Source organism: Pseudomonas sp. NIBRBAC000502773 (assembly GCF_006517195.1).
In the GTDB taxonomy this organism is placed as follows: domain Bacteria; phylum Pseudomonadota; class Gammaproteobacteria; order Pseudomonadales; family Pseudomonadaceae; genus Aquipseudomonas; species Aquipseudomonas marginalis.
In genome coordinates, this window is record NZ_CP041189.1 from 3,914,931 (window position 1) to 3,933,574 (window position 18,644).

Below are 18,644 nucleotides of genomic sequence, written 5' to 3' on the forward strand. Positions count from 1 at the left end.
TCGACGCTTTGGCGCTGGAGTCATGGCGCATATTCACGGATGATATGGCCTTTCCAGCGCCGGCGTGGCCGAGCGTGTTTAGGTTATTTTTAGTATTACATTGTGGTTCGCCTTGTGGCAGCCACCTGGATGGGATGATGACTGCTCCACGCGTTCCTCTATTTTTGATGCTCGCTGGCCTTTTGGGGTTGGCGGGTTGCAGCACACACCAGCCTGTGTCGCTGTACCAGCTGGACAGCGGAAGTCCAGCTCAGCCAGCCCAGACCGCTGGCATGGCCGTTTTGCTCGGGCCGGTGGTCGTCGCCGACTACCTGCAACGCGAAACCCTGCTGCAACGTCAGAACGATGGAAGCCTGCAAGGTTCCACCGATGGTCGTTGGGCAGGCAGTTTATCGTCTGACATCAACCAGTTGATGTTACGTCAGGTGGCCGGTCAGTTGGACAGCCAGCGTGTGGTCCTGGCACCTGCGCCCACCGGCTTCAGCCCGGATGTGCAGGTCTTGCTGACCATTACCCGGCTCGACTCCGGTAAATCGCAACCGGCGATCCTCGATGCGCAATGGCGCTTGATCGACCGTCGCGGCCAGGTGCGTGATAACCGCATCGTGCACCTGCAGGAAGAACATGCCGGCACCACCGCGTCCCAGGTTCAGGCCCAGGGCGTGCTGCTGCAGCAATTGGCGCAACAGTTGTCGGTGGCCCTCAAGCCCCTGGCCAACCAGCCCCCCATCGCCGAAGCGCCTCGTAAGTCGGCCCCGGTACAGGCCAAGCCGGCAGAGCCGCAAAAGCCGAAGATGCCGATGGCTACGCCGATCCGTACGGATATGGAAGTGTTCAGGTTCTGATCTGAATCGAAGATAAACAAAAGGCCCGCTGATTCAGCGGGCCTTTTTGCTTATCTGCGATTGACTTGAGGCTTGTTGAGATCCAAATGTAGGAGGGGGCAAGCCCTAATGTCTCCTGTAGGAGCGAGCAAGCTCGCTCCTACAGGAGACATTAGTCCGGCGGTGTGCTTCAGGGCTTTGTGCGGGTCTCATGCATCCGCGCCAACTGCCGCTCCAGCATCGATGGATACGGTTCCATCAACCGCTCCACGCAGCTTGCCCCCTCGGGGCTGGCAATCGGGCGGATACGCGCGCGTTGGCGGATCAGCGTGTCTTCACTGATCTTGCGCTCCACCAGCAGCAGGTTGCGGCTGTGCTGGGACAAGGCCAGTGCATCCTGGGCGTTTTCAGTCAGCAGCAGGTCGATCTGGCTCATGCCGAACAGGTCGTCGCCCACGGTGAGGCCCAGTTGCAGTTGCAGGGTGATGCCGCTGTCGGCGACTTCGATCTGCAGTTCATGGCCCAGGGCGCGCAGCAACTCACCGCAGCAAATCGCATTGGTCAGGTAGTCTTCGCCGCTGTCTTCGCTGTGGAACAGCATCAGCGTGCTGCCATCGTTCAAGGTGTGCAGTTCGCTCTGGTACAGGGAGGCGGCCTGGTCGAGGCAGTCGCGGTAGCGCTCCAGCAGTTCGGTCAGGCGTGCGCGGGGCAGGCGACGCAATTGGTCCTGGGCACCCAATTGCACGGCGAGCACAGCGCTGTACTGCGGCTCGCTGCTGCGTACCGGCGCCGCCTTGGGGGCTATTGCGGGGCTGTCGGCTGACGTATCGCGCAGGTCGGCGAAGGGGTCTTCATCGTCCAGCTCGTCTTCTTCGGCCTTGAAGGCATGGCGCGGTGCAGGCTTGAGGCCCGCCACCGGCGGACGCTCGTCGAAACCCGGGTCACGCAGGTTGCGCACTTCGAACTCGGGCTCTTCGTCGTAATCGGTGTCGTCGTATTCAGGCTCTGGCTCGACCTCGGGCACCACCGGTTCCGGGGCGAAGCTGGCGTGCAGCTGGCGGGCAAGGTCGCCGATTTCATCCTGGCGGTCGGTTGCCGGGGTGTGCTCGTCGATGTCCCGCAGCCAGATGCGCAGTTGCATGAGCGGCGTGGAGATATGCCGGCCCAGGCGCAGGCTCAGGGCCAGGGCCAATGCCAGCAGGATGGCGCTGAGGATGCCCATGCTTTGCAGGCTGATGGTCATCGGCTGCTGGAACTGCTGCATGTCGAGGCTGATACGCAGTTGGCCGGCCTTAACATCCTGAAACGTGATATTGCTCTGGTACAGGCCTTCGGCTTCGCCCAACAGGCCGTTTTTCGGGCGCTGCCCGGCTTCGGCCATGATGCGGTTGTCCACGCTGTAGATGGCGGCATGGGCCACCAACGGGTTCTTGGTCAGGTTGTTGAGCAGCACGTTGAGGCTGAGGATGTCATTGGACACCAGCAGCTCAGTCGCCGAAGTGGCGGTCTGCGTGGTCAGGCTCTCGCCCAGGGCGTCGGCTTGCTCGTGCATGGCCTGCTTGAATTGCAAACCCATCACGCAGGCGTAGATCACCAGGGCCAATGCGACCAGGATCACGTTATGGCTGGCGATGCGTAATGCGATCGGTACACGGCGGTGGCGCAGTGCCCGGAAGATCAGCAGGAAGAAGTTGTCGGTTTTTACTGGCGTGGGCCGGTTCACTTGAGCTCGGCTCTTGGTCCGTGAAGTTGACGCGCAGTATAGCGACAGGCCCCAGACCGGCAAAGCGCTGGCTGTGCCCGATGGTCACTGAAAGTGGGTAGAATGCGGTTTTTTTCCAGCCTGGGGGTGCGCCTTGCGCGAAATTGTCCTGATTAACATCACTGGTGAAGACCGCCCAGGTCTTACCGCAGCCATTACCGGCGTTCTGGCCCAGGGTGGTGTGAACATTCTCGACATCGGCCAGGCGGTGATCCACGACACGCTGTCGTTCGGCATCCTGGTGGAAATCCCCAGCACCGAGCAGGCCTCATCGGTGCTCAAGGACATCCTGTTTACGGCGTATAAGCTCGATCAGCAGGTGCGTTTCACCCCGGTGTCCGAAGCGGATTACCAGCAGTGGGTGGCCGGCCAGGGCAAGAAGCGCCATATCGTGACGCTGCTGACCCGCAAGGTCACCGCCGAACAGCTGCAGCGCGTCAGCTCCATTACCGCGCAGTATGGTTTGAACATCGACCATATCGACCGTCTGTCGGGGCGCATGCCATTGGACACCCCGGCCGACAAGGGCAAGGGCTGCATCGAGTTCTCCGTGCGCGGTGAGCCGGCCGACCCGCAAGCCCTGCGCGCCGAATTCCTCAGCGTGGCCCAGGAACTGAATGTCGATATCGCCTTCCAGGAAGATTCGCTGTTCCGCCGCAACCGCCGTCTGGCGGTGTTCGACATGGACTCCACGCTGATCGAAGCCGAAGTCATCGACGAACTGGCCAAGGCGGCCGGCGTGGGTGAGCAGGTGTCCGAAATCACCGAGCGCGCCATGGCCGGGGAATTGGATTTCCGCGCCAGCTTCAAGGAGCGCCTGGCCTTGCTCAAGGGCCTGGACGTGAGCGTGCTGGACTCCATCGGCGCGTCGCTGCGCCTGACCGAAGGCGCCGAAACCCTGTTTGCCGAACTCAAGCGCCTGGGCTACAAGACGGCAATCCTGTCGGGTGGCTTCACCTACTTCGCCAAGCAATTGCAAGCCAAGCTGGGCATCGACTATGTGTTCGCCAACGAATTGGAAGTGGTGGATGGCAAGGTGACCGGCGTCGCGGTTGAGCCGATTGTCGATGCGCAGCGCAAGGCGGACCTGCTGAAGGAGCTGGCCCACAAGGAAGGTTTGCGTCTGGAGCAGACCATTGCGGTCGGTGACGGCGCCAACGACCTGCCGATGCTGGCCATTGCCGGTTTGGGTGTGGCGTTCCGTGCCAAGCCATTGGTCAAGCAATCGGCCAAGCAGGCGATTTCTACCCTGGGGTTGGATGGCGTGCTGTATCTGCTGGGTTTTCGCGACCGCGACGGTCAGTTGTAACTGACTAAATGTGGGAGGGAGCAAACCCCCTCCCACATTGGGTTCGGCGTCAGGCTTTAGGTAAAGCGATGCCTTGGCCCATCTGCACCGGCGAACCCGCCACCAGTTCTTCAGCCCACTTCACCTGATCCGGCCCGAACAGCACGATCGCAGTGGAGCCCAACTTGAAGCGACCCAGTTCCGCACCCTTCTCCAGGTGAATCGGCGCGCGCGCAGCTTCGTCATAGCGGAAGGTTTTCAGCTCGCGCTTCGGCGGAGTCACCAGGCCGGCCCATACGGTTTCAATCGACGCGACAATCATCGCACCGACCAATACCACGGCCATCGGGCCGCGTTCGGTGTCGAACAGGCAGACAACGCGCTCGTTACGCGCAAATAACTCCGGCACGTTTTCGGCGGTAGTCTGGTTCACCGAGAAAATCCGCCCAGGTACGTAGACCATTTCACGCAGGGTACCGGCCAGAGGCATATGCACACGGTGGTAGTCCTTCGGCGACAGGTAGATGGTGGCGAAATCACCGCCCATGAACGGCGCGGCGACCGCTGCATCGCCGCCCAACAGTTCCAGCACGCTGAAGCTGTGGCCTTTGGCCTGGAACACACGACCGTGCTCGATGGGGCCAAGCTGGCTGACTGCGCCATCGGCTGGGCTCAATACGGCGCCAGGGGTCTGGTCCAGTGGGCGGGCACCGTCTTTCAGGGCGCGGGTGAAGAAGGCGTTGAAGTGCTCGTAAGCGGTCACGTCTTCCACCAGGGCCTGGGACATGTCCACTTGATAGCGCTTGGCGAACCACGTGGTGAAGGCATTCTTGAACCAGCGCACGCGGCACTCGGCGATGCAGCCGGCCAACCGCGACAGCAGGTGGTGCGGCAGCAGGTACTGGCTGAGGATAAACAACTGCTTTTTCATTAACTGTCCTTAAACCTTAAATCTCGACGGGGGTGTCGGGGTGGTTGCCCCATTCGCCCCAGGAACCGGCATAACCTTTGACTCGCGGATAACCGAGCGCCTTGGCCACCAGGTAGGTGAAGCCAGAGCGATGATGAGTCTGGCAGTGGGTGATGATTTCTTTGTCTTTGGTCAGCCCGAGGTCTTCGAGGATCTGCGGCATGTCGCGGCGAATGCGCAGGTTGCGCGCCTTGTCCATGCCGGCAGTCCACTCGAAATTCACCGCGCCGGGGATGTGGCCGCCTTTGGCCGCGAGGACTTTCTCGCCGGAGTATTCCAGCGGGCCACGGGCATCCCAGATGCCCAGGTCGGCAGCCCCAAGACGGCTTTGCAGGTATTCGCGGGTGGCGGTGGGGCCATCGTGCAGCGTAAGGCTGACCGGGCCGCCGGCCGGGGCGGGCACGTCGGTGGAGAGCGGGTGCTTGCCCTCCAGCCACGCCAGCAGGCCGCCATCCAGGTAGTGGTATTTCTGGTGGCCGATCACGTCGAGCATCCAGATGAAACGCCCGGCCCAGCCCCCGCCTTCGTCGTCATAGACCACGTAGGTAGCGTCGGGCGTGTGGCCCAGTTCGCCGAACAGTTTCTCAAGCTCGGCCTTGCCGGGCAGCAGGCCGGGTGCCGGCGCCTGGCCCAGCTGGGTGCGCTTGGGGTCAACGAAGTGCGCGCCGGGGATGTGCCCTTCGGCGTAGCGGGCGGCACTGGTGAGGTCCACCAGAATCAGGTGTTCGGCATCCAGTTGAGCGAGCAGGTCACTGGACTCGATCACCAGCGGCAAGCCAGAGAAGTCAGGCATGTGAGGTCTCCTGGGCACAAATGTTGGCGATTAAAGGACGGCGATTGTAGCGCAAGCATCAAGCGCTGCGGTTGGTAAAGCTGTGCAGGGCTTTCTCGATGCATTGGGCGGTTTTACCGAAGGCCTGCACGGTGGTTTCCGAGAACGGCCCGCCGCCCTGGTCGGCGACCATCACCATCACCACGCGACCGTTGCAGCTCATGGACCGCAACAACAGGTGCTCGCCGGTGAACAGGCGGCGCAGGATCGGCGGCAGCAGTGCCGAGAACTGGGCGTGGTTTTCCGGTGTGAGGCGCACCTGGGCGGACTTTTCCAGCAGGCGCTGCAGCAGCGTGCTGTTGACCACATCCAGGCTCAGGTTGGCGGCGTCCTTCGGCAGGCCGTCGGCCTGATGTACGCGCAAGGTGCTCAGGGCACGATCGGCCATGAACAGCATGACGCGCTGCATGCCGCTGGCCACCAGGGCCTCCTTGGCGCACGTGGTCAAATGCATGGCGTTGGCAAAGCGGCTCGGCTCTACCAGCAGTTCGGTACAACGCTTGCGCCAGACAGCCAGGGCTTCGGCGGTGGGCGGTGGTGCAGGCAGCAGGCCGCGATGAATCTTGTGCACATGCCACGGCCAGATCAGCGACAGCGCCGGGTGCCAGAGGTCGGGCATCAAGGTGCTGCGAGCGCTGGTGACGGCTTGCTGGTGCACCTGTTGCTGCACCTCGCCCAGGGGCTGTTGCAGGTACAACGCGGTGAGGTACTGCCAGCGCTGGGTGTGCGGGCAGGTCCAGGACTCCTGGGCCGACATCGCCAGGCCGTTGGCCAGCAGCACCGTATTGGCTGGCTGATTCAACCAGCGGCGCAGGTTGGGATCGGCGTCGAGCAATTGCTGGTGACGAAGAGGGTCGTCTTCGCGGGCGATGTGCAGGGCCTTGACCAGCAAGCGCTGCTCGGTCCGCAGCAAGGTATACCCCTGGGATACCCAGATCGGCAGGTGCCAGGTCTCGGTCAGGCCGAGGCACAGGTCCAGCAGGCGCACGCCGAACAATGCCTGTTCGACCTTGCGTGCCGACTCGCCCTTGTGGATGACCCGCAGTTCCCATTCTTCCAGGAGCTTGGGGTAGGCAACGGCCATCGGCCACAGCGGTGAAAGAAACAGCAGGCTGCCCCAGTGAATGTCCTGCCACAGCCGCGCCAGGCGACTGCCGAACAATCCATTGGCTTGTTGCGAGGCGTGCTGGCTGACCAGCAACAGCTGGCGCAGCGCTACGGGAATTTCATGGGCCGGCACCGACGGCAGGCGTGCCAGCAGTTCCTCGGCGCGTTTGAGGCCCAGGCGGTTAAGCGCCACTTCGAGGTTTTCCGCCGGCGCCGTCAGGCTGCCATGGGTGTGGCTGTTGGCCTCGCGCATGACGCTGAGTACGAGGGCCGGGCTGTTTTGCATCAGCTCGGCAATATCTCGCAACGAACTGCGGCTATCGCGGATGGCTTTGCACACGCGGTCATGGCTGGCCTGTGGAACAGGCAGCAGCACTTCGTCCAGGCGCTTGATCCAAGCGGCTAGAGAAGCAGGTTTTGCAGTTGGGACTGTCGTTTCATTAGCCATGATTGGGGCGCGATCATCACTTGCGGTCAACACACCCGGAGCGGGCCGAACTGGCTTTTCGCCTTAACGGGCTATAGTCTGGCGCAGTTTTGCCGATAAGTAGAACAAGAGTTTTCCAGTTCCCCCAAATATGTCCATGAACCCGACGGCGCAAGTACTCATCTCCTATGGCTAAAATTATCGGCATTATCGTCGTCTTCGCGAGCGTGCTCGGCGGCTACGTCCTGTCCCACGGTAAAATTGCGGCACTGATCCAGCCTTTCGAGGTGATGATTATCGGTGGTGCGGCATTGGGTGCCTTCCTGCAGGCGAACCCCGGCTACATGACCATGCACGTGATCAAGAAGTCGCTGAGCATGTTCGGTTCGCGCTTCACCCACACGTTCTACCTGGAAGTGCTGGGCCTGGTTTACGAGATCCTCAACAAGAGCCGCCGCGAAGGCATGATGGCCATCGAGGCCGACATCGAAGACGCCGCGGCCAGCCCGATTTTCGCCAAGTACCCGGCCGTGCTCAAAGATGAGCGCATGACCGCCTACATCTGCGACTACCTGCGCATCATGTCCTCCGGCAACATGGCTCCCCATGAGCTTGAAGGCCTGTTCGACATGGAATTGTTCAGCCTCAAGGAAGAATTGGAGCATCCTTCCCATGCCGTGACCGGTGTAGCCGACGGCATGCCCGGCTTCGGTATCGTCGCGGCGGTACTGGGTATCGTGGTAACCATGGCCTCCCTGGGCGAAGGTGACCAGGCGGCTATCGGCATGCACGTAGGTGCGGCGCTGGTGGGTACCTTCTTCGGTATTCTCGCGGCCTACGGCTTCTTCGGCCCGCTGGCGACCTCCCTGGCCCACGACGCCAAGGAAGAAATCAACCTGTACGAATCGATCAAGGCCAGTCTGGTGGCGTCCGCTTCCGGCATGCCGCCTTCGTTGGCGGTGGAGTTCGGTCGCAAGGTGTTGTACCCGAAGCATCGCCCAAGTTTCGCCGAGCTGGAACAAGCGGTTCGCGGTCGCTAAGCCATGGAAAACAACCAGCCGATAATCATCAAGCGCGTCAAGCGCTTCGCTGCGGGGCACCACGGCGGCGCCTGGAAAATCGCCTTCGCCGACTTTGCCACGGCGATGATGGCGTTCTTCCTGGTGCTGTGGCTGATGTCCACCGCCACGCCCGAACAGAAGATTGCCATTGCCGGCTACTTCAAAGACCCGATTGGCTTCTCGGAAAGCGGCACGCCCTTTGTGATCGACCTGGGCGGTTCGCCGCAGCTGGCGCCTGAGCGCACCATCAACCCGGAAGTCAAGACCGAAGCACCGCAGGAAAAAATCCCGATCGAGCGCGATACCGTCGAAGCCATGGCCGAGCAGGTCGAGCAGGAGCGTCTTGAACTGTTGCTGCAAGAGTTGCAGACCAAGGTCGAGGAAAACCCGCAACTGCTGAAGTTCAAGGACCAGATTTCGTTCGAGATCACCCCGGATGGCTTGCGTATCCAGATCACCGACGCCGCCAACCGGCCGATGTTTGACTCTGGCAGCGCACGCTTGAAACCGTACTTTGAAGACATCCTGCTGGCCATGGCCGACACCATCAAGGCGGTGCCGAACAAGATCAGCATCAGCGGCCACACCGATGCCAAGCCTTACGCGGGCCAGGGTGACTTCGGCAACTGGGAGCTTTCCGCCAACCGTGCCAACGCGGCGCGTCGAGCACTGGTGGCCGGCAGCTATCCGGACCCGCAAGTGGCACGGGTGGTGGGTTTTGCGTCTTCGCAGCTGTTTGATCCCAAGGATCCGTTCAACCCGATCAACCGCCGCATCGATATCGTCGTGCTGACCAAAAAGGCCCAGCGTGCGATTGAAGGTGACCAACATGTCGCGCCGCCGGTGCCAACCCAGGGAGCGGGCGGGCCAGGTGAAGTGCCGGCCGACCCTAACGCCATCCCGCCAGGGCAGGAGCCATTGCCGGCCCATGAACTGCGGCAGAAGCTGAACCTGTTTGATGATGGTGGGGTGAAAGATCCTACGGTGCCGGGGACGGGTTCCTAAGCCATATACAACAAGGCCGCGATGATCGCGGCCTTGTTGTTTCGCCAGTTTAGTAACTGCTTTCCGGCAAGCTCGCAATAATCGACCGGTAGCTGTTCATTCGCTGCTGCTGCACGCGGCCGTCTTCCAGGGCCTTGAGCAGGGCGCAGCCCGGCTCGCGATCGTGTTTGCAATCGCGGAAGCGGCAGGTGCCGATCAGGTCGTTGAATTCGATAAAGCCCGCTTCCACATCGCTGCGGCTGACGTGGCCGAGGCCGAATTCACGGATGCCCGGGGAGTCGATCAACTCACCGCCGCCCGGGAAGTGGAACAGCCGCGCCGTGGTGGTGGTGTGGGTGCCCTGGCCGGACAGCTCCGACAGCGGGCCCACGCGGGTATCGACTTCCGGCAGCAGGCTATTGACCAGCGAGGATTTACCCACGCCCGACTGGCCGACAAAGACGCTGATACGTCCGTCCAACTGCTGTTGCAGCTGTTCCATGCCATTGCCGTGATGGGCCGAGACTTCCAGCACCGGGTAGCCCAGGGTGCGGTAGACCGCCAGCAGCGCGTTGAGCGCGGGGGCATTCTGCTCGTCGATCAGGTCGAATTTGTTCAGCAGCAACAACGGGCGAATGCCGGCATGCTCGGCTGCCACCAGGTAGCGGTCGATCAGGTTGGCATGGGGCTCGGGCAGCGGTGCAAACACGATCACGATCATGTCGACGTTGGCCGCTACCGGCTTGAGCTGGCCACGGCTGTCGGGGCGGCGCAGTTCGGTGTTGCGCGGCAGTTGGGCGACGATCACGCCGATGCCCTGGTTGCCTGCGCGCCAGACCACCTTGTCGCCGGTGACCAGCGCAGGCAGGTTGGCACGCAAGTGGCAGCGGAACACCTGGCCCGCGAGTTCGCCTTCCAGCGCCTCGACTTCGACCTGCACACCGAAGTGCGCGATTACCAGGCCCGTCTGTTCGGGGCCCAGGTCGCCGCCCTCGAGCGCTTCCACGGCGGAGGATTCACGTTTGGCGGCGCGGGCGGCGCGTTCACCTTGAATCTTTTCGATGCGCCAGTTTTGGCGACGATTGAGCTGGCGTTTGGCCATTGGTGTTCCGTGTCGATAATGCAAAGGTTGGGTAAAACGGTCGCGAGTCTAGCACGGCCCCGCCTGCTAAACTGCGCAGCTACGCCAAGGTGCCAAGAGAATCAAGCCATGCAAAACCCACAGAACCTGATTTGGATCGATCTGGAAATGACCGGTCTGAACCCTGACACCGACGTCATCATCGAGATGGCGACCATTGTCACCGACAGCAACCTCAACACCTTGGCCGAAGGTCCGGTGATCGCCATCCACCACAGCGACGCCGTGCTCGCCACCATGGACGAGTGGAACACCCGCACCCACGGCAACTCCGGCCTGACCCAGCGTGTGCGTGACAGCCGCATCAGCATGGCCGAAGCCGAAGCCGAAACCATTGCCTTCCTGGAGAAGTGGGTGCCCAAGGGCAAATCGCCGATCTGCGGCAATAGCATCTGCCAGGATCGTCGCTTCCTTTATACCCATATGAAAGCGCTGGAAAGCTACTTCCACTACCGCAACCTGGATGTGTCCACGCTCAAGGAACTGGCTGCGCGCTGGGCGCCGGAGGTCAAGGACAGCTTCCATAAAGGCAGCACCCACCTGGCGCTGGATGATATTCGCGAGTCGATCGCCGAGCTGCAGCATTACCGCAAGCATTTCATCAAGGCTTGAAACGGTTTCTTGCTGTGTCCGGGCTTTCTGTGGTGAGCGGGCTTGCCCCGCGTTGGGCTGCGTAGCGGCCCCACTGCTGTTGCCGCATTTTTCCCTATAGATATCATCGCCAAGTATTTGGGGCTGCTGCGCAGCCCAGCGCGGGGCAAGCCCGCTCACTACAAGGATCGCCTTCATGCTGCTGATGCTCTACCTCATCGCCATCACCGCCGAAGCCATGACCGGCGCGTTGTCCGCCGGCCGGCGCGGCATGGACTGGTTTGGTGTGGTGCTGATCGCCTGCGTGACGGCATTGGGCGGCGGCTCGGTACGCGACGTATTGCTCGGCCACTACCCGCTGACGTGGGTCAAGCATCCGGAATACCTGGTGCTGACCTCCATCGCGGCGCTGGTGACGATCTTTATCGCACCCTTGATGCGTCGCCTGCGCTCGCTGTTCCTCGCGCTGGATGCCGTGGGCCTGGTCGCGTTCACCTTGATCGGCTGCATGACCGCCCTGGAAATGGGCCACGGCATGCTGGTGGCCTCGGTCAGCGGGGTGATCACCGGCGTCTTCGGCGGCATTCTGCGGGATATCTTCTGCAACGACATTCCGCTGATCTTCCGCCGTGAACTGTATGCCAGCGTGTCATTCCTCGCCGCCTGGTTCTACCTGCTGTGCCTCTACCTGGAACTGCCCAGCGAGCAGGCGATTCTACTGACCCTGTTCAGCGGCTTTCTATTGCGCCTGCTGGCGATCCGTTTTCACTGGGAAATGCCCAAGTTCATCTACAACGACGACGTGCACTAGCGCGATGCGTGCTGGTTCAGCGCCCATTCCACATGTTCACGCACCAGCTCCGACGGGTAATCCCGACGTGCCTTCAAGGCTTCCAGCACCGGAATGCTAGACGGCGCATTGCCCAGGCCCACCGCCAGGTTGCGCAGCCAGCGCTCGTAACCGGCACGGCGCAACGGTGAGCCTTCGGTACTGCTGAGGAATTTATCCTCATCCCACATGAACAGCTCCGCCAGTTCCGCGTTATCCAGGTTGTGCCGTGGCTTGAAATCGCTTTCGGCAGTGGGGCGTGCGAAACGATTCCACGGACAAACGATCTGACAGTCATCGCAGCCGAATACCCGATTGCCGATCAGCGGGCGCAGGTCTTCCGGGATTGCGCTCTTGAGTTCGATGGTCAGGTAGGAAATACAGCGTCGTGCGTCCAGTACATAGGGACCGACGAACGCATTGGTCGGGCAGATGTCCAGGCAAGCGGTGCAGCGGCCGCAGTGCTCGGTGGCGTGGGGGGGATCCACGGGCAGCGGCAAGTCGACAAACAGTTCGCTGAGGAAGAAATAACTGCCGGCCTTGCGATTGAGCACCAGGGTGTTTTTACCGATCCAGCCAAGGCCGGCTTGTTCGGCAATGGCCTTTTCCAGCACGGGCGCGCTGTCGACAAAGGCGCGAAAGCCGAAAGGGCCGATCTGCGCCTGGATGCGGTCGGCCAACTGCTGCACGCGCTTGCGGATCAGCTTGTGGTAGTCGCGGCCCAGGGCATAACGGGAGATGTAGGCTTTTTCCGGTTTTGCCAGCAGTTGCGCCATCTGCGTGTCGCCGGGCAGGTAATCCATGCGCAGCGACACCACGCGCAGGGTACCCGGCACCAGTTCGTCCGGGTGCGAGCGTTTGCTGCCATGGGCGCCCATGTAGTCCATCTCGCCGTGGTAGCCCGCGTCGAGCCAGCGTTGCAGATGTTGTTCATGCTCGGCCAGGTCCAGGCCGCTGATGCCGACTTGTTGAAAGCCCAGCTCGCGGCCCCAGTCTTTGATCGATTGGGCGAGGGCGGGCAGATCGGAGGTAATAGCGGGCATGAGACACGGGAAACCACAGGTTAGATGCGTATAATTCTGCCAGACATCGGAGCTTGAAGACGCATGCCGCAGACAAAACACGAAATAACCGACGTTCAGCCTTTGTTGCACGGCCATTTGCCGCAACTGGCTGCGCGTTCCCCGGACGCCCATAAAGGCCAGTTCGGCCACCTGCTGATGATTGGCGGCGACCGTGGCTTTGGCGGTGCCGCGCTGTTGAGTGCCGAAAGCGCCCTGCGCAGTGGCGCGGGCATGGTGTCCCTGGCCACTCGCCTTGAGCACGTGCCGGCCGCGCTGGCCCGTTTGCCGGAAGTCATGAGCGTCGGCGTGAGTTCGGCCAACCAGTTGATGGGCTTGCTGGAAAAAATCTCGGTAATCGTCATTGGCCCCGGCCTGGGCGAAGCCGCCTGGGGCAAAAGCCTGTTGTCAGTCGCAGCCAATGCTCGACTGCCGCAGGTCTGGGATGCCGATGCGCTCAATCAACTGGCGACTGGCAGCGTGAGCCTGCCGGCCCATTGCGTGATCACTCCGCATCCGGGGGAGGCGGCGCGCTTGTTGGGAATTTCGACAGCCGAGGTTCAGGCCGACCGTCTTAAGGTGGCGCGCGCGTTGAGTCAGAAATTCAAGGCAGTTGCTATCCTCAAGGGTGCCGGCAGTTTGATCGCCAGCCCGGACGGGCGCGTTTCACGCTGTGACCAAGGCCATCCGGCGATGGCGACGGCGGGCCTCGGTGACGTTTTGGCCGGCCTGGTAGGTGCGCTGCTGGCCCAGGGCATGCCGGCCTATGAAGCCAGCTGCCTGGCTGTCTGGTTGCACGCCACGGCGGGGGATCGTCAGGGCAGCTTTGGTCGCGGGCTGGCCGCCAGCGACCTGATACCCGCCATTCGTCAATTGCTGGAGGAACAGTCGCCGTGTCTGAAGTAATTCTTTTCTTGGCCGATGAAGACGCCATGGTGGCGTTAGGTCAGCGTATTGCCCAGGTTACGGCCGGGTCAGGCCTGATCTTTCTTGAAGGCGACCTGGGGGCGGGCAAGACCACGCTGTCCCGGGGGATCATTCGCGGTCTGGGCCACACGGGGGCGGTCAAGAGTCCCACGTTCACTCTGGTTGAACCCTACGAGATCGGCGCAGTGCGGGCTTTCCACTTCGACCTCTACCGCCTGGTGGATCCCGAAGAACTCGAGTTCATGGGCATCCGTGATTACTTCGATGAAGACGCGCTGTGCCTGATCGAGTGGCCAGATAAAGGCACAGGCTTTTTGCCAAAGCCGGACCTGACCATTACCATTACGCCGCATGGTCACGGACGTCAGCTGAAGTTGTTGCCCCAGGGTGCGCGCGGTGAGTCGTGGTGCGTCGCTCTGGCTTTGGAATTCAAATAATTGGTGGGGTTAGGTATGCGCTTTCGCGCGTTGGTTGCTGTCGTAGGGGTGTTGCTTGCGGCAATGACTGTCAATGCTCTGGCTGCTTCACAGGTGAAGAGTGTTCGCCTGTGGCGGGCGCCGGATAACACGCGACTGGTGTTCGACCTGTCTGGCCCGGTCCAGCACAGTGTCTTTACCCTCACGGCGCCCGATCGCTTGGTGATCGATATCAATGGTGCGACCTTGGCCGCGCCGTTGAACGTGTCCACCGCCAACACGCCGATTACCGCCATGCGCTCGGCGCAGCGCACGCCGACCGACCTGCGGGTGGTGATCGACCTGAAAAAGGTCGTGACCCCGAAAAGTTTCTCCCTGGCGCCAAACGCCCAATACGGCAACCGGCTGGTGGTCGATCTGTTCGACAACGCCGCCGATGCCGCGCCGCCGCCGGCGCCAACCCCGGCCGTGGCGACAGTGCCGGCCGTACCGGTCAACCCGTCCCAACCCCAGGTCAAGCTGCCACCGCCGCCGCCAGCACCGGCCGGCAAGCGCGACATTATCGTGGTGATCGATGCCGGCCACGGCGGTGAAGACCCGGGCGCCTCCGGTTCGCGCGGCCAGCATGAGAAAGACGTGGTGCTGGCCATCGCCCGTGAGCTGCAGCGCCAGGTCAACGGCATGAAAGGCTACCGCGCCGAACTGACCCGTACCGGCGACTACTTCATTCCGTTGCGCGGCCGTACCGAAATCGCCCGTAAGAAGGGCGCCGATCTGTTCGTCTCGATCCATGCCGACGCCGCACCTTCGGCTGCCGCCTTCGGTGCCTCGGTGTTTGCTCTGTCGGATCGCGGCGCCACGTCCGAGACCGCCCGCTGGCTGGCCGACAGCGAAAACCGTTCCGACTTGATCGGCGGGGCCGGCAACGTGTCCCTCGATGACAAGGACAAGATGCTCGCCGGTGTACTGCTTGACCTGTCGATGACGGCCTCGCTGACCTCCAGCTTGAACGTCGGCCAGAAGGTGTTGAGCAACATCGGCCGGGTGACCTCGTTGCATAAGCAGCGCGTGGAGCAGGCCGGGTTCATGGTGTTGAAATCGCCGGACATCCCATCGATCCTGGTGGAAACCGGGTTTATCTCCAACGCCAACGAAGCCTCGAAGCTGGCCAGTGCCAGCCACCAGCAGGCCTTGGCGCGCTCCATCAGTGCTGGCGTGCGCCAGTTCTTCCAGCAGAACCCGCCGCCGGGCACCTACATTGCCTGGCTGCGTGACTCCGGCAAAATCGCCCAGGGCCCGCGCGACCATCGCGTGCAGCCCGGCGACACCGTGGCCATGCTGGCCGTGCGTTTCCAGGTCTCGGCCGCGTCCCTGCGCAGCGCCAACAACCTGAAGAGCGATGAGTTGAAAATCGGCCAGGTATTGACCATCCCCGGCACTGAATTGGCGGCACAGTAATGAGCGAATCAGTCTTGAACAGCGGGTCGCGCATTGAATTGCTCAGCCCGCGCCTCGCCAACCAGATTGCGGCGGGCGAGGTCGTTGAACGGCCGGCCTCGGTGATCAAGGAGTTGCTGGAGAACAGCATCGACTCCGGCGCCAGGCGTATCGATGTCGATGTGGAGCAGGGCGGCGTCAAGCTGCTGCGCGTCCGCGACGATGGCAGTGGGATCTCCTCCGATGACCTGCCGCTGGCCCTGGCCCGTCACGCCACCAGCAAGATCCGCGACCTGGAAGACCTGGAGCGGGTGATGAGCCTGGGCTTTCGCGGTGAGGCATTGGCTTCCATCAGCTCCGTGGCGCGCCTGACCCTGACGTCGCGCACCCGTGATGCCGAGCAGGCCTGGCAGGTGGAAACCGAAGGCCGCGACATGGCGCCTCGGGTCCAGCCCGCTGCCCACCCGGTGGGCACCTCGGTGGAAGTGCGCGACCTGTTCTTCAACACCCCGGCGCGGCGCAAATTCCTCAAGGCCGAAAAAACCGAATTCGATCACCTGCAAGAAGTCATCAAGCGCCTGGCCCTGGCGCGTTTCGATGTGGCGTTTCACCTGCGCCACAACGGCAAGACCATCCTTAGCCTGCACGAAGCCAACGACGACGCCGCGCGTGCTCGCCGTGTCGCGGCAGTGTGCGGTGCGGGGTTCCTGGAGCAGGCGCTGCCGATTGAGATCGAACGCAATGGCCTGCGCCTGTGGGGTTGGGTGGGCTTGCCGACCTTCTCCCGCAGCCAGGCGGACTTGCAGTATTTCTTTGTGAATGGCCGCGCGGTACGCGACAAACTGGTGGCCCACGCGGTGCGCCAGGCTTATCGCGATGTGCTGTTCAACGGCCGGCATCCGACCTTTGTGCTGTTTTTCGAGGTCGACCCTTCGGTAGTGGACGTCAACGTGCACCCGACCAAGCACGAAGTACGCTTCCGTGACGGGCGCATGGTGCATGACTTCCTCTATGGCACCTTGCACCGTGCCCTGGGCGATGTGCGCCCGGATGACCAGTTGTCTGCGCCCATCGTGACGGCGGTGGTGCGGCCGAGCGGCCCCGAAGCGGGCGAGTTTGGCCCTCAGGGCGAAATGAGCCTGGCGGCAAACCTGCTGCAATCGCCGCAACCCCAGCCGAGCTATACGGCGCCGGGCTCTGGCTCGGGAGCGGGTTATCAGTACCAATACACACCGCGTCCGCAATCGGCCGTGCCGGTCGCCGAAGCGCAGGCTGCCTATCGTGAGTTCTTTGCGCCGTTGCCGGGTGCCGAGCCGGGCGCAGCGGCCTTGCCGGAAGGTGGCGGTGATATCCCACCCCTGGGCTACGCGTTGGCGCAGCTCAAGGGCATCTACATCCTCGCGGAAAATGCCCATGGCCTGGTGCTGGTGGACATGCACGCCGCCCACGAGCGGATCATGTACGAGCGCCTGAAGATCGCCATGGCCAGCGAAGGCCTGAGTGGCCAGCCGTTGCTGGTGCCGGAATCCCTGGCCGTCAGCCAGCGTGAGGCCGATTGCGCCGAAGAGCATCACAGTGTGTTCCAGAAACTGGGATTCGAGTTGCAGCGCCTGGGCCCGGAGACCCTGGCGATTCGCCAGATTCCCGCGCTGCTCAAGCAGGCCGAGGCCAACCGGCTGGTGGCCGATGTATTGGCTGACCTGATGGAGTACGGCACCAGTGACCGTATCCAGGCACACATCAACGAACTGCTCGGCACCATGGCCTGCCACGGCGCTATCCGCGCCAATCGCCGCCTGGCCTTGCCGGAAATGAACGGCCTGCTGCGCGACATGGAAAACACCGAACGCAGTGGCCAGTGCAACCATGGCCGTCCGACCTGGACCCAGATGGGCCTGGATGATCTGGACAAACTGTTCTTGCGCGGCCGTTGATGAGTGCCTTGCCCCCCGCGATCTTCCTGATGGGCCCCACGGCCGCCGGCAAGACCGACCTGGCCATCGAGCTCACCAAAGTGCTGCCGTGCGAGCTGATCAGTGTCGACTCTGCCCTGGTTTACCGGGACATGGACATCGGCACCGCCAAGCCTTCCAAAGCGCTGCTGGCGCAGTATCCGCATCGGTTGATCGACATCATCGACCCGGCCGAGAGCTATTCCGCAGCGGATTTCCGCACCGACGCCCTGGCCGCCATGGCGCAAATCACCGCGCGGGGCAACATCCCCTTGCTGGTGGGCGGCACGATGCTCTACTACAAGGCTTTGCAGGAAGGGCTGGCCGACATGCCACCCGCCGATGCCCAGGTGCGCGCCGAACTCGAAGAAGAGGCTGCACGCCTTGGCTGGCAAGCCCTGCACGACCAGTTGGCAGCGGTTGACCCGGTATCCGCCGCGCGCATTCACCCCAATGATCCCCAGCGCCTCAGCCGCGCCCTGGAAGTCTGGCGGGTCAGCGGGCAGACCATGACTGAACTGCGGCTGAAACAAACTGCGCAAAGTGCTGATGCAGGCGCATCTGGACAGTCACAATTGCCCTATACTGTGGCGAATCTGGCCATCGCTCCGGCAAATCGCCAGGTGCTGCATGAACGAATTGCACAAAGATTCACAATTATGTTGGAACAGGGGTTTGTGGACGAGGTCGTAGCACTGCGGTCAAGAGGTGACCTGCATCCAGGGTTACCTTCGATCCGTGCTGTAGGCTACCGCCAAGTCTGGGATCATCTGGATGGCAAGCTGACGTCAGCCGAAATGCAGGAGCGCGGCATCATTGCCACGCGCCAATTAGCGAAGCGCCAGTTCACCTGGCTGCGCAGCTGGAGCGATTTGCACTGGTTGGACAGCCTGGACAGCGACAATCTGTCACGCGCCTTGAAATACTTGGGAACGGTCTCCATATTGAGCTGAGTCCTTGCAATTGCCGTCTATCCTTGGGGGTGTGACGGCCATAAGCTATCTATTTTCCGATTTTTTATTATTGATCCTTAAA

The 18,644-nt window shown here is 62.2% G+C and carries 17 protein-coding genes; 11 read left to right on the forward strand and 6 right to left on the reverse strand.

Features of this window, described 5'->3' with window-relative positions:
- Positions 1-134 precede the first annotated feature (134 nt).
- The gene (locus NIBR502773_RS17965; protein WP_027604914.1) at positions 135-845 is read left to right on the forward strand and encodes a membrane integrity-associated transporter subunit PqiC; all 711 of its coding nucleotides are present in this window, start codon (positions 135-137) and stop codon (positions 843-845) included.
- 169 nt (positions 846-1,014) lie between these two features.
- Here NIBR502773_RS17965 and NIBR502773_RS17970 read toward each other — a convergent pair whose 3' ends face one another.
- Positions 1,015-2,547 (reverse strand): AhpA/YtjB family protein, encoded by a 1,533-nt coding sequence (locus NIBR502773_RS17970; RefSeq protein WP_115486407.1) that lies wholly within the window; start codon positions 2,545-2,547, stop codon positions 1,015-1,017.
- A gap of 133 nt (positions 2,548-2,680) precedes the next feature.
- Here NIBR502773_RS17970 and serB point away from each other — a divergent pair, with 133 nt between their 5' ends.
- The gene (serB, locus tag NIBR502773_RS17975) at positions 2,681-3,895 is read left to right on the forward strand and encodes a phosphoserine phosphatase SerB (RefSeq protein WP_027604912.1); all 1,215 of its coding nucleotides are present in this window, start codon (positions 2,681-2,683) and stop codon (positions 3,893-3,895) included.
- Positions 3,896-3,944: 49 nt separating this feature from the next.
- On the opposite strand, the gene asd is transcribed toward serB, so the two are convergent.
- From asd to NIBR502773_RS17990, 3 genes are read right to left on the reverse strand one after another with little or no spacing between them, the layout of a single operon-like run.
- The gene (asd, locus tag NIBR502773_RS17980) at positions 3,945-4,805 is read right to left on the reverse strand and encodes an archaetidylserine decarboxylase (protein ID WP_003171334.1); all 861 of its coding nucleotides are present in this window, start codon (positions 4,803-4,805) and stop codon (positions 3,945-3,947) included.
- 16 nt (positions 4,806-4,821) lie between these two features.
- Positions 4,822-5,637, reverse strand: coding sequence for a rhodanese-like domain-containing protein (locus NIBR502773_RS17985; RefSeq protein ID WP_027604911.1), 816 nt, complete (start codon positions 5,635-5,637; stop codon positions 4,822-4,824).
- A 58-nt stretch (positions 5,638-5,695) separates the two neighbouring features.
- A complete protein-coding gene (locus NIBR502773_RS17990; protein ID WP_141156597.1) occupies positions 5,696-7,231 on the reverse strand; it encodes an HDOD domain-containing protein in 1,536 nt (511 codons plus the stop codon).
- Between the two features lie 167 nt (positions 7,232-7,398).
- Between NIBR502773_RS17990 and motA the strand changes: the two genes are divergently transcribed.
- Both motA and motB read left to right on the forward strand, forming a co-directional pair.
- Positions 7,399-8,250: a flagellar motor stator protein MotA gene (gene motA, locus NIBR502773_RS17995; protein ID WP_003171338.1), complete on the forward strand. Its 852-nt coding sequence runs from the start codon at positions 7,399-7,401 to the stop codon at positions 8,248-8,250.
- A gap of 3 nt (positions 8,251-8,253) precedes the next feature.
- On the forward strand, positions 8,254-9,276 hold the full coding sequence (gene motB, locus NIBR502773_RS18000) for a flagellar motor protein MotB (RefSeq protein ID WP_115486403.1): 1,023 nt from the start codon (positions 8,254-8,256) through the stop codon (positions 9,274-9,276).
- A 49-nt stretch (positions 9,277-9,325) separates the two neighbouring features.
- On the opposite strand, the gene rsgA is transcribed toward motB, so the two are convergent.
- Positions 9,326-10,357, reverse strand: a complete 1,032-nt coding sequence (rsgA, locus tag NIBR502773_RS18005) for a small ribosomal subunit biogenesis GTPase RsgA (RefSeq protein ID WP_141156598.1) — start codon at positions 10,355-10,357, stop codon at positions 9,326-9,328.
- A 108-nt stretch (positions 10,358-10,465) separates the two neighbouring features.
- Between rsgA and orn the strand changes: the two genes are divergently transcribed.
- Both orn and NIBR502773_RS18015 read left to right on the forward strand, forming a co-directional pair.
- Positions 10,466-11,008: an oligoribonuclease gene (gene orn, locus NIBR502773_RS18010; RefSeq protein WP_010213620.1), complete on the forward strand. Its 543-nt coding sequence runs from the start codon at positions 10,466-10,468 to the stop codon at positions 11,006-11,008.
- A gap of 175 nt (positions 11,009-11,183) precedes the next feature.
- Positions 11,184-11,798 carry a trimeric intracellular cation channel family protein gene (locus tag NIBR502773_RS18015; RefSeq protein WP_065940870.1) on the forward strand — a complete coding sequence of 205 codons (615 nt, stop codon included), beginning with the start codon at positions 11,184-11,186 and terminating at the stop codon, positions 11,796-11,798.
- Here the strand turns inward: NIBR502773_RS18015 and queG are convergent.
- Entirely contained in the window at positions 11,795-12,859 is a 1,065-nt protein-coding gene (gene queG / locus NIBR502773_RS18020; RefSeq protein WP_065940871.1) for a tRNA epoxyqueuosine(34) reductase QueG, read from the reverse strand. The two genes, NIBR502773_RS18015 and queG, sit on opposite strands and share 4 nt — an antisense overlap.
- 63 nt (positions 12,860-12,922) lie before the next feature.
- On the opposite strand from queG, the gene NIBR502773_RS18025 reads away from it, so the two are divergent.
- Genes NIBR502773_RS18025 through miaA form a run of 5 tightly spaced genes read left to right on the forward strand, consistent with a single transcriptional unit; the run spans position 12,923 to position 18,562 of the window.
- Entirely contained in the window at positions 12,923-13,783 is an 861-nt protein-coding gene (locus NIBR502773_RS18025; RefSeq protein WP_115486402.1) for an NAD(P)H-hydrate dehydratase, read from the forward strand.
- A complete protein-coding gene (gene tsaE, locus NIBR502773_RS18030) occupies positions 13,771-14,241 on the forward strand; it encodes a tRNA (adenosine(37)-N6)-threonylcarbamoyltransferase complex ATPase subunit type 1 TsaE (RefSeq protein ID WP_141156599.1) in 471 nt (156 codons plus the stop codon). Before NIBR502773_RS18025 ends, tsaE begins: the two co-directional genes overlap by 13 nt.
- Positions 14,242-14,256: 15 nt before the next feature.
- The gene (locus tag NIBR502773_RS18035) at positions 14,257-15,678 is read left to right on the forward strand and encodes an N-acetylmuramoyl-L-alanine amidase (RefSeq protein ID WP_092489328.1); all 1,422 of its coding nucleotides are present in this window, start codon (positions 14,257-14,259) and stop codon (positions 15,676-15,678) included.
- Positions 15,678-17,591, forward strand: a complete 1,914-nt coding sequence (mutL, locus tag NIBR502773_RS18040; protein WP_141156600.1) for a DNA mismatch repair endonuclease MutL — start codon at positions 15,678-15,680, stop codon at positions 17,589-17,591. The genes NIBR502773_RS18035 and mutL overlap by 1 nt, the downstream gene beginning before the upstream one ends.
- The gene (gene miaA, locus NIBR502773_RS18045; RefSeq protein ID WP_108573628.1) at positions 17,591-18,562 is read left to right on the forward strand and encodes a tRNA (adenosine(37)-N6)-dimethylallyltransferase MiaA; all 972 of its coding nucleotides are present in this window, start codon (positions 17,591-17,593) and stop codon (positions 18,560-18,562) included. The genes mutL and miaA overlap by 1 nt, the downstream gene beginning before the upstream one ends.
- Positions 18,563-18,644: the final 82 nt, after the last annotated feature.

Coding starts and splice junctions, on each gene's coding strand:
- NIBR502773_RS17965 (WP_027604914.1), top strand. CDS start 135: ATGATGACTGCTCCACGCGTTCCTCTATTTTTGATGCTCGCTGGCCTT.
- asd (WP_003171334.1), bottom strand. CDS start 4,805: ATGAAAAAGCAGTTGTTTATCCTCAGCCAGTACCTGCTGCCGCACCAC.
- NIBR502773_RS17985 (WP_027604911.1), bottom strand. CDS start 5,637: ATGCCTGACTTCTCTGGCTTGCCGCTGGTGATCGAGTCCAGTGACCTG.
- NIBR502773_RS17990 (WP_141156597.1), bottom strand. CDS start 7,231: ATGGCTAATGAAACGACAGTCCCAACTGCAAAACCTGCTTCTCTAGCC.
- motA (WP_003171338.1), top strand. CDS start 7,399: ATGGCTAAAATTATCGGCATTATCGTCGTCTTCGCGAGCGTGCTCGGC.
- motB (WP_115486403.1), top strand. CDS start 8,254: ATGGAAAACAACCAGCCGATAATCATCAAGCGCGTCAAGCGCTTCGCT.
- rsgA (WP_141156598.1), bottom strand. CDS start 10,357: ATGGCCAAACGCCAGCTCAATCGTCGCCAAAACTGGCGCATCGAAAAG.
- orn (WP_010213620.1), top strand. CDS start 10,466: ATGCAAAACCCACAGAACCTGATTTGGATCGATCTGGAAATGACCGGT.
- NIBR502773_RS18015 (WP_065940870.1), top strand. CDS start 11,184: ATGCTGCTGATGCTCTACCTCATCGCCATCACCGCCGAAGCCATGACC.
- queG (WP_065940871.1), bottom strand. CDS start 12,859: ATGCCCGCTATTACCTCCGATCTGCCCGCCCTCGCCCAATCGATCAAA.
- NIBR502773_RS18025 (WP_115486402.1), top strand. CDS start 12,923: ATGCCGCAGACAAAACACGAAATAACCGACGTTCAGCCTTTGTTGCAC.
- NIBR502773_RS18035 (WP_092489328.1), top strand. CDS start 14,257: ATGCGCTTTCGCGCGTTGGTTGCTGTCGTAGGGGTGTTGCTTGCGGCA.
- mutL (WP_141156600.1), top strand. CDS start 15,678: ATGAGCGAATCAGTCTTGAACAGCGGGTCGCGCATTGAATTGCTCAGC.
- miaA (WP_108573628.1), top strand. CDS start 17,591: ATGAGTGCCTTGCCCCCCGCGATCTTCCTGATGGGCCCCACGGCCGCC.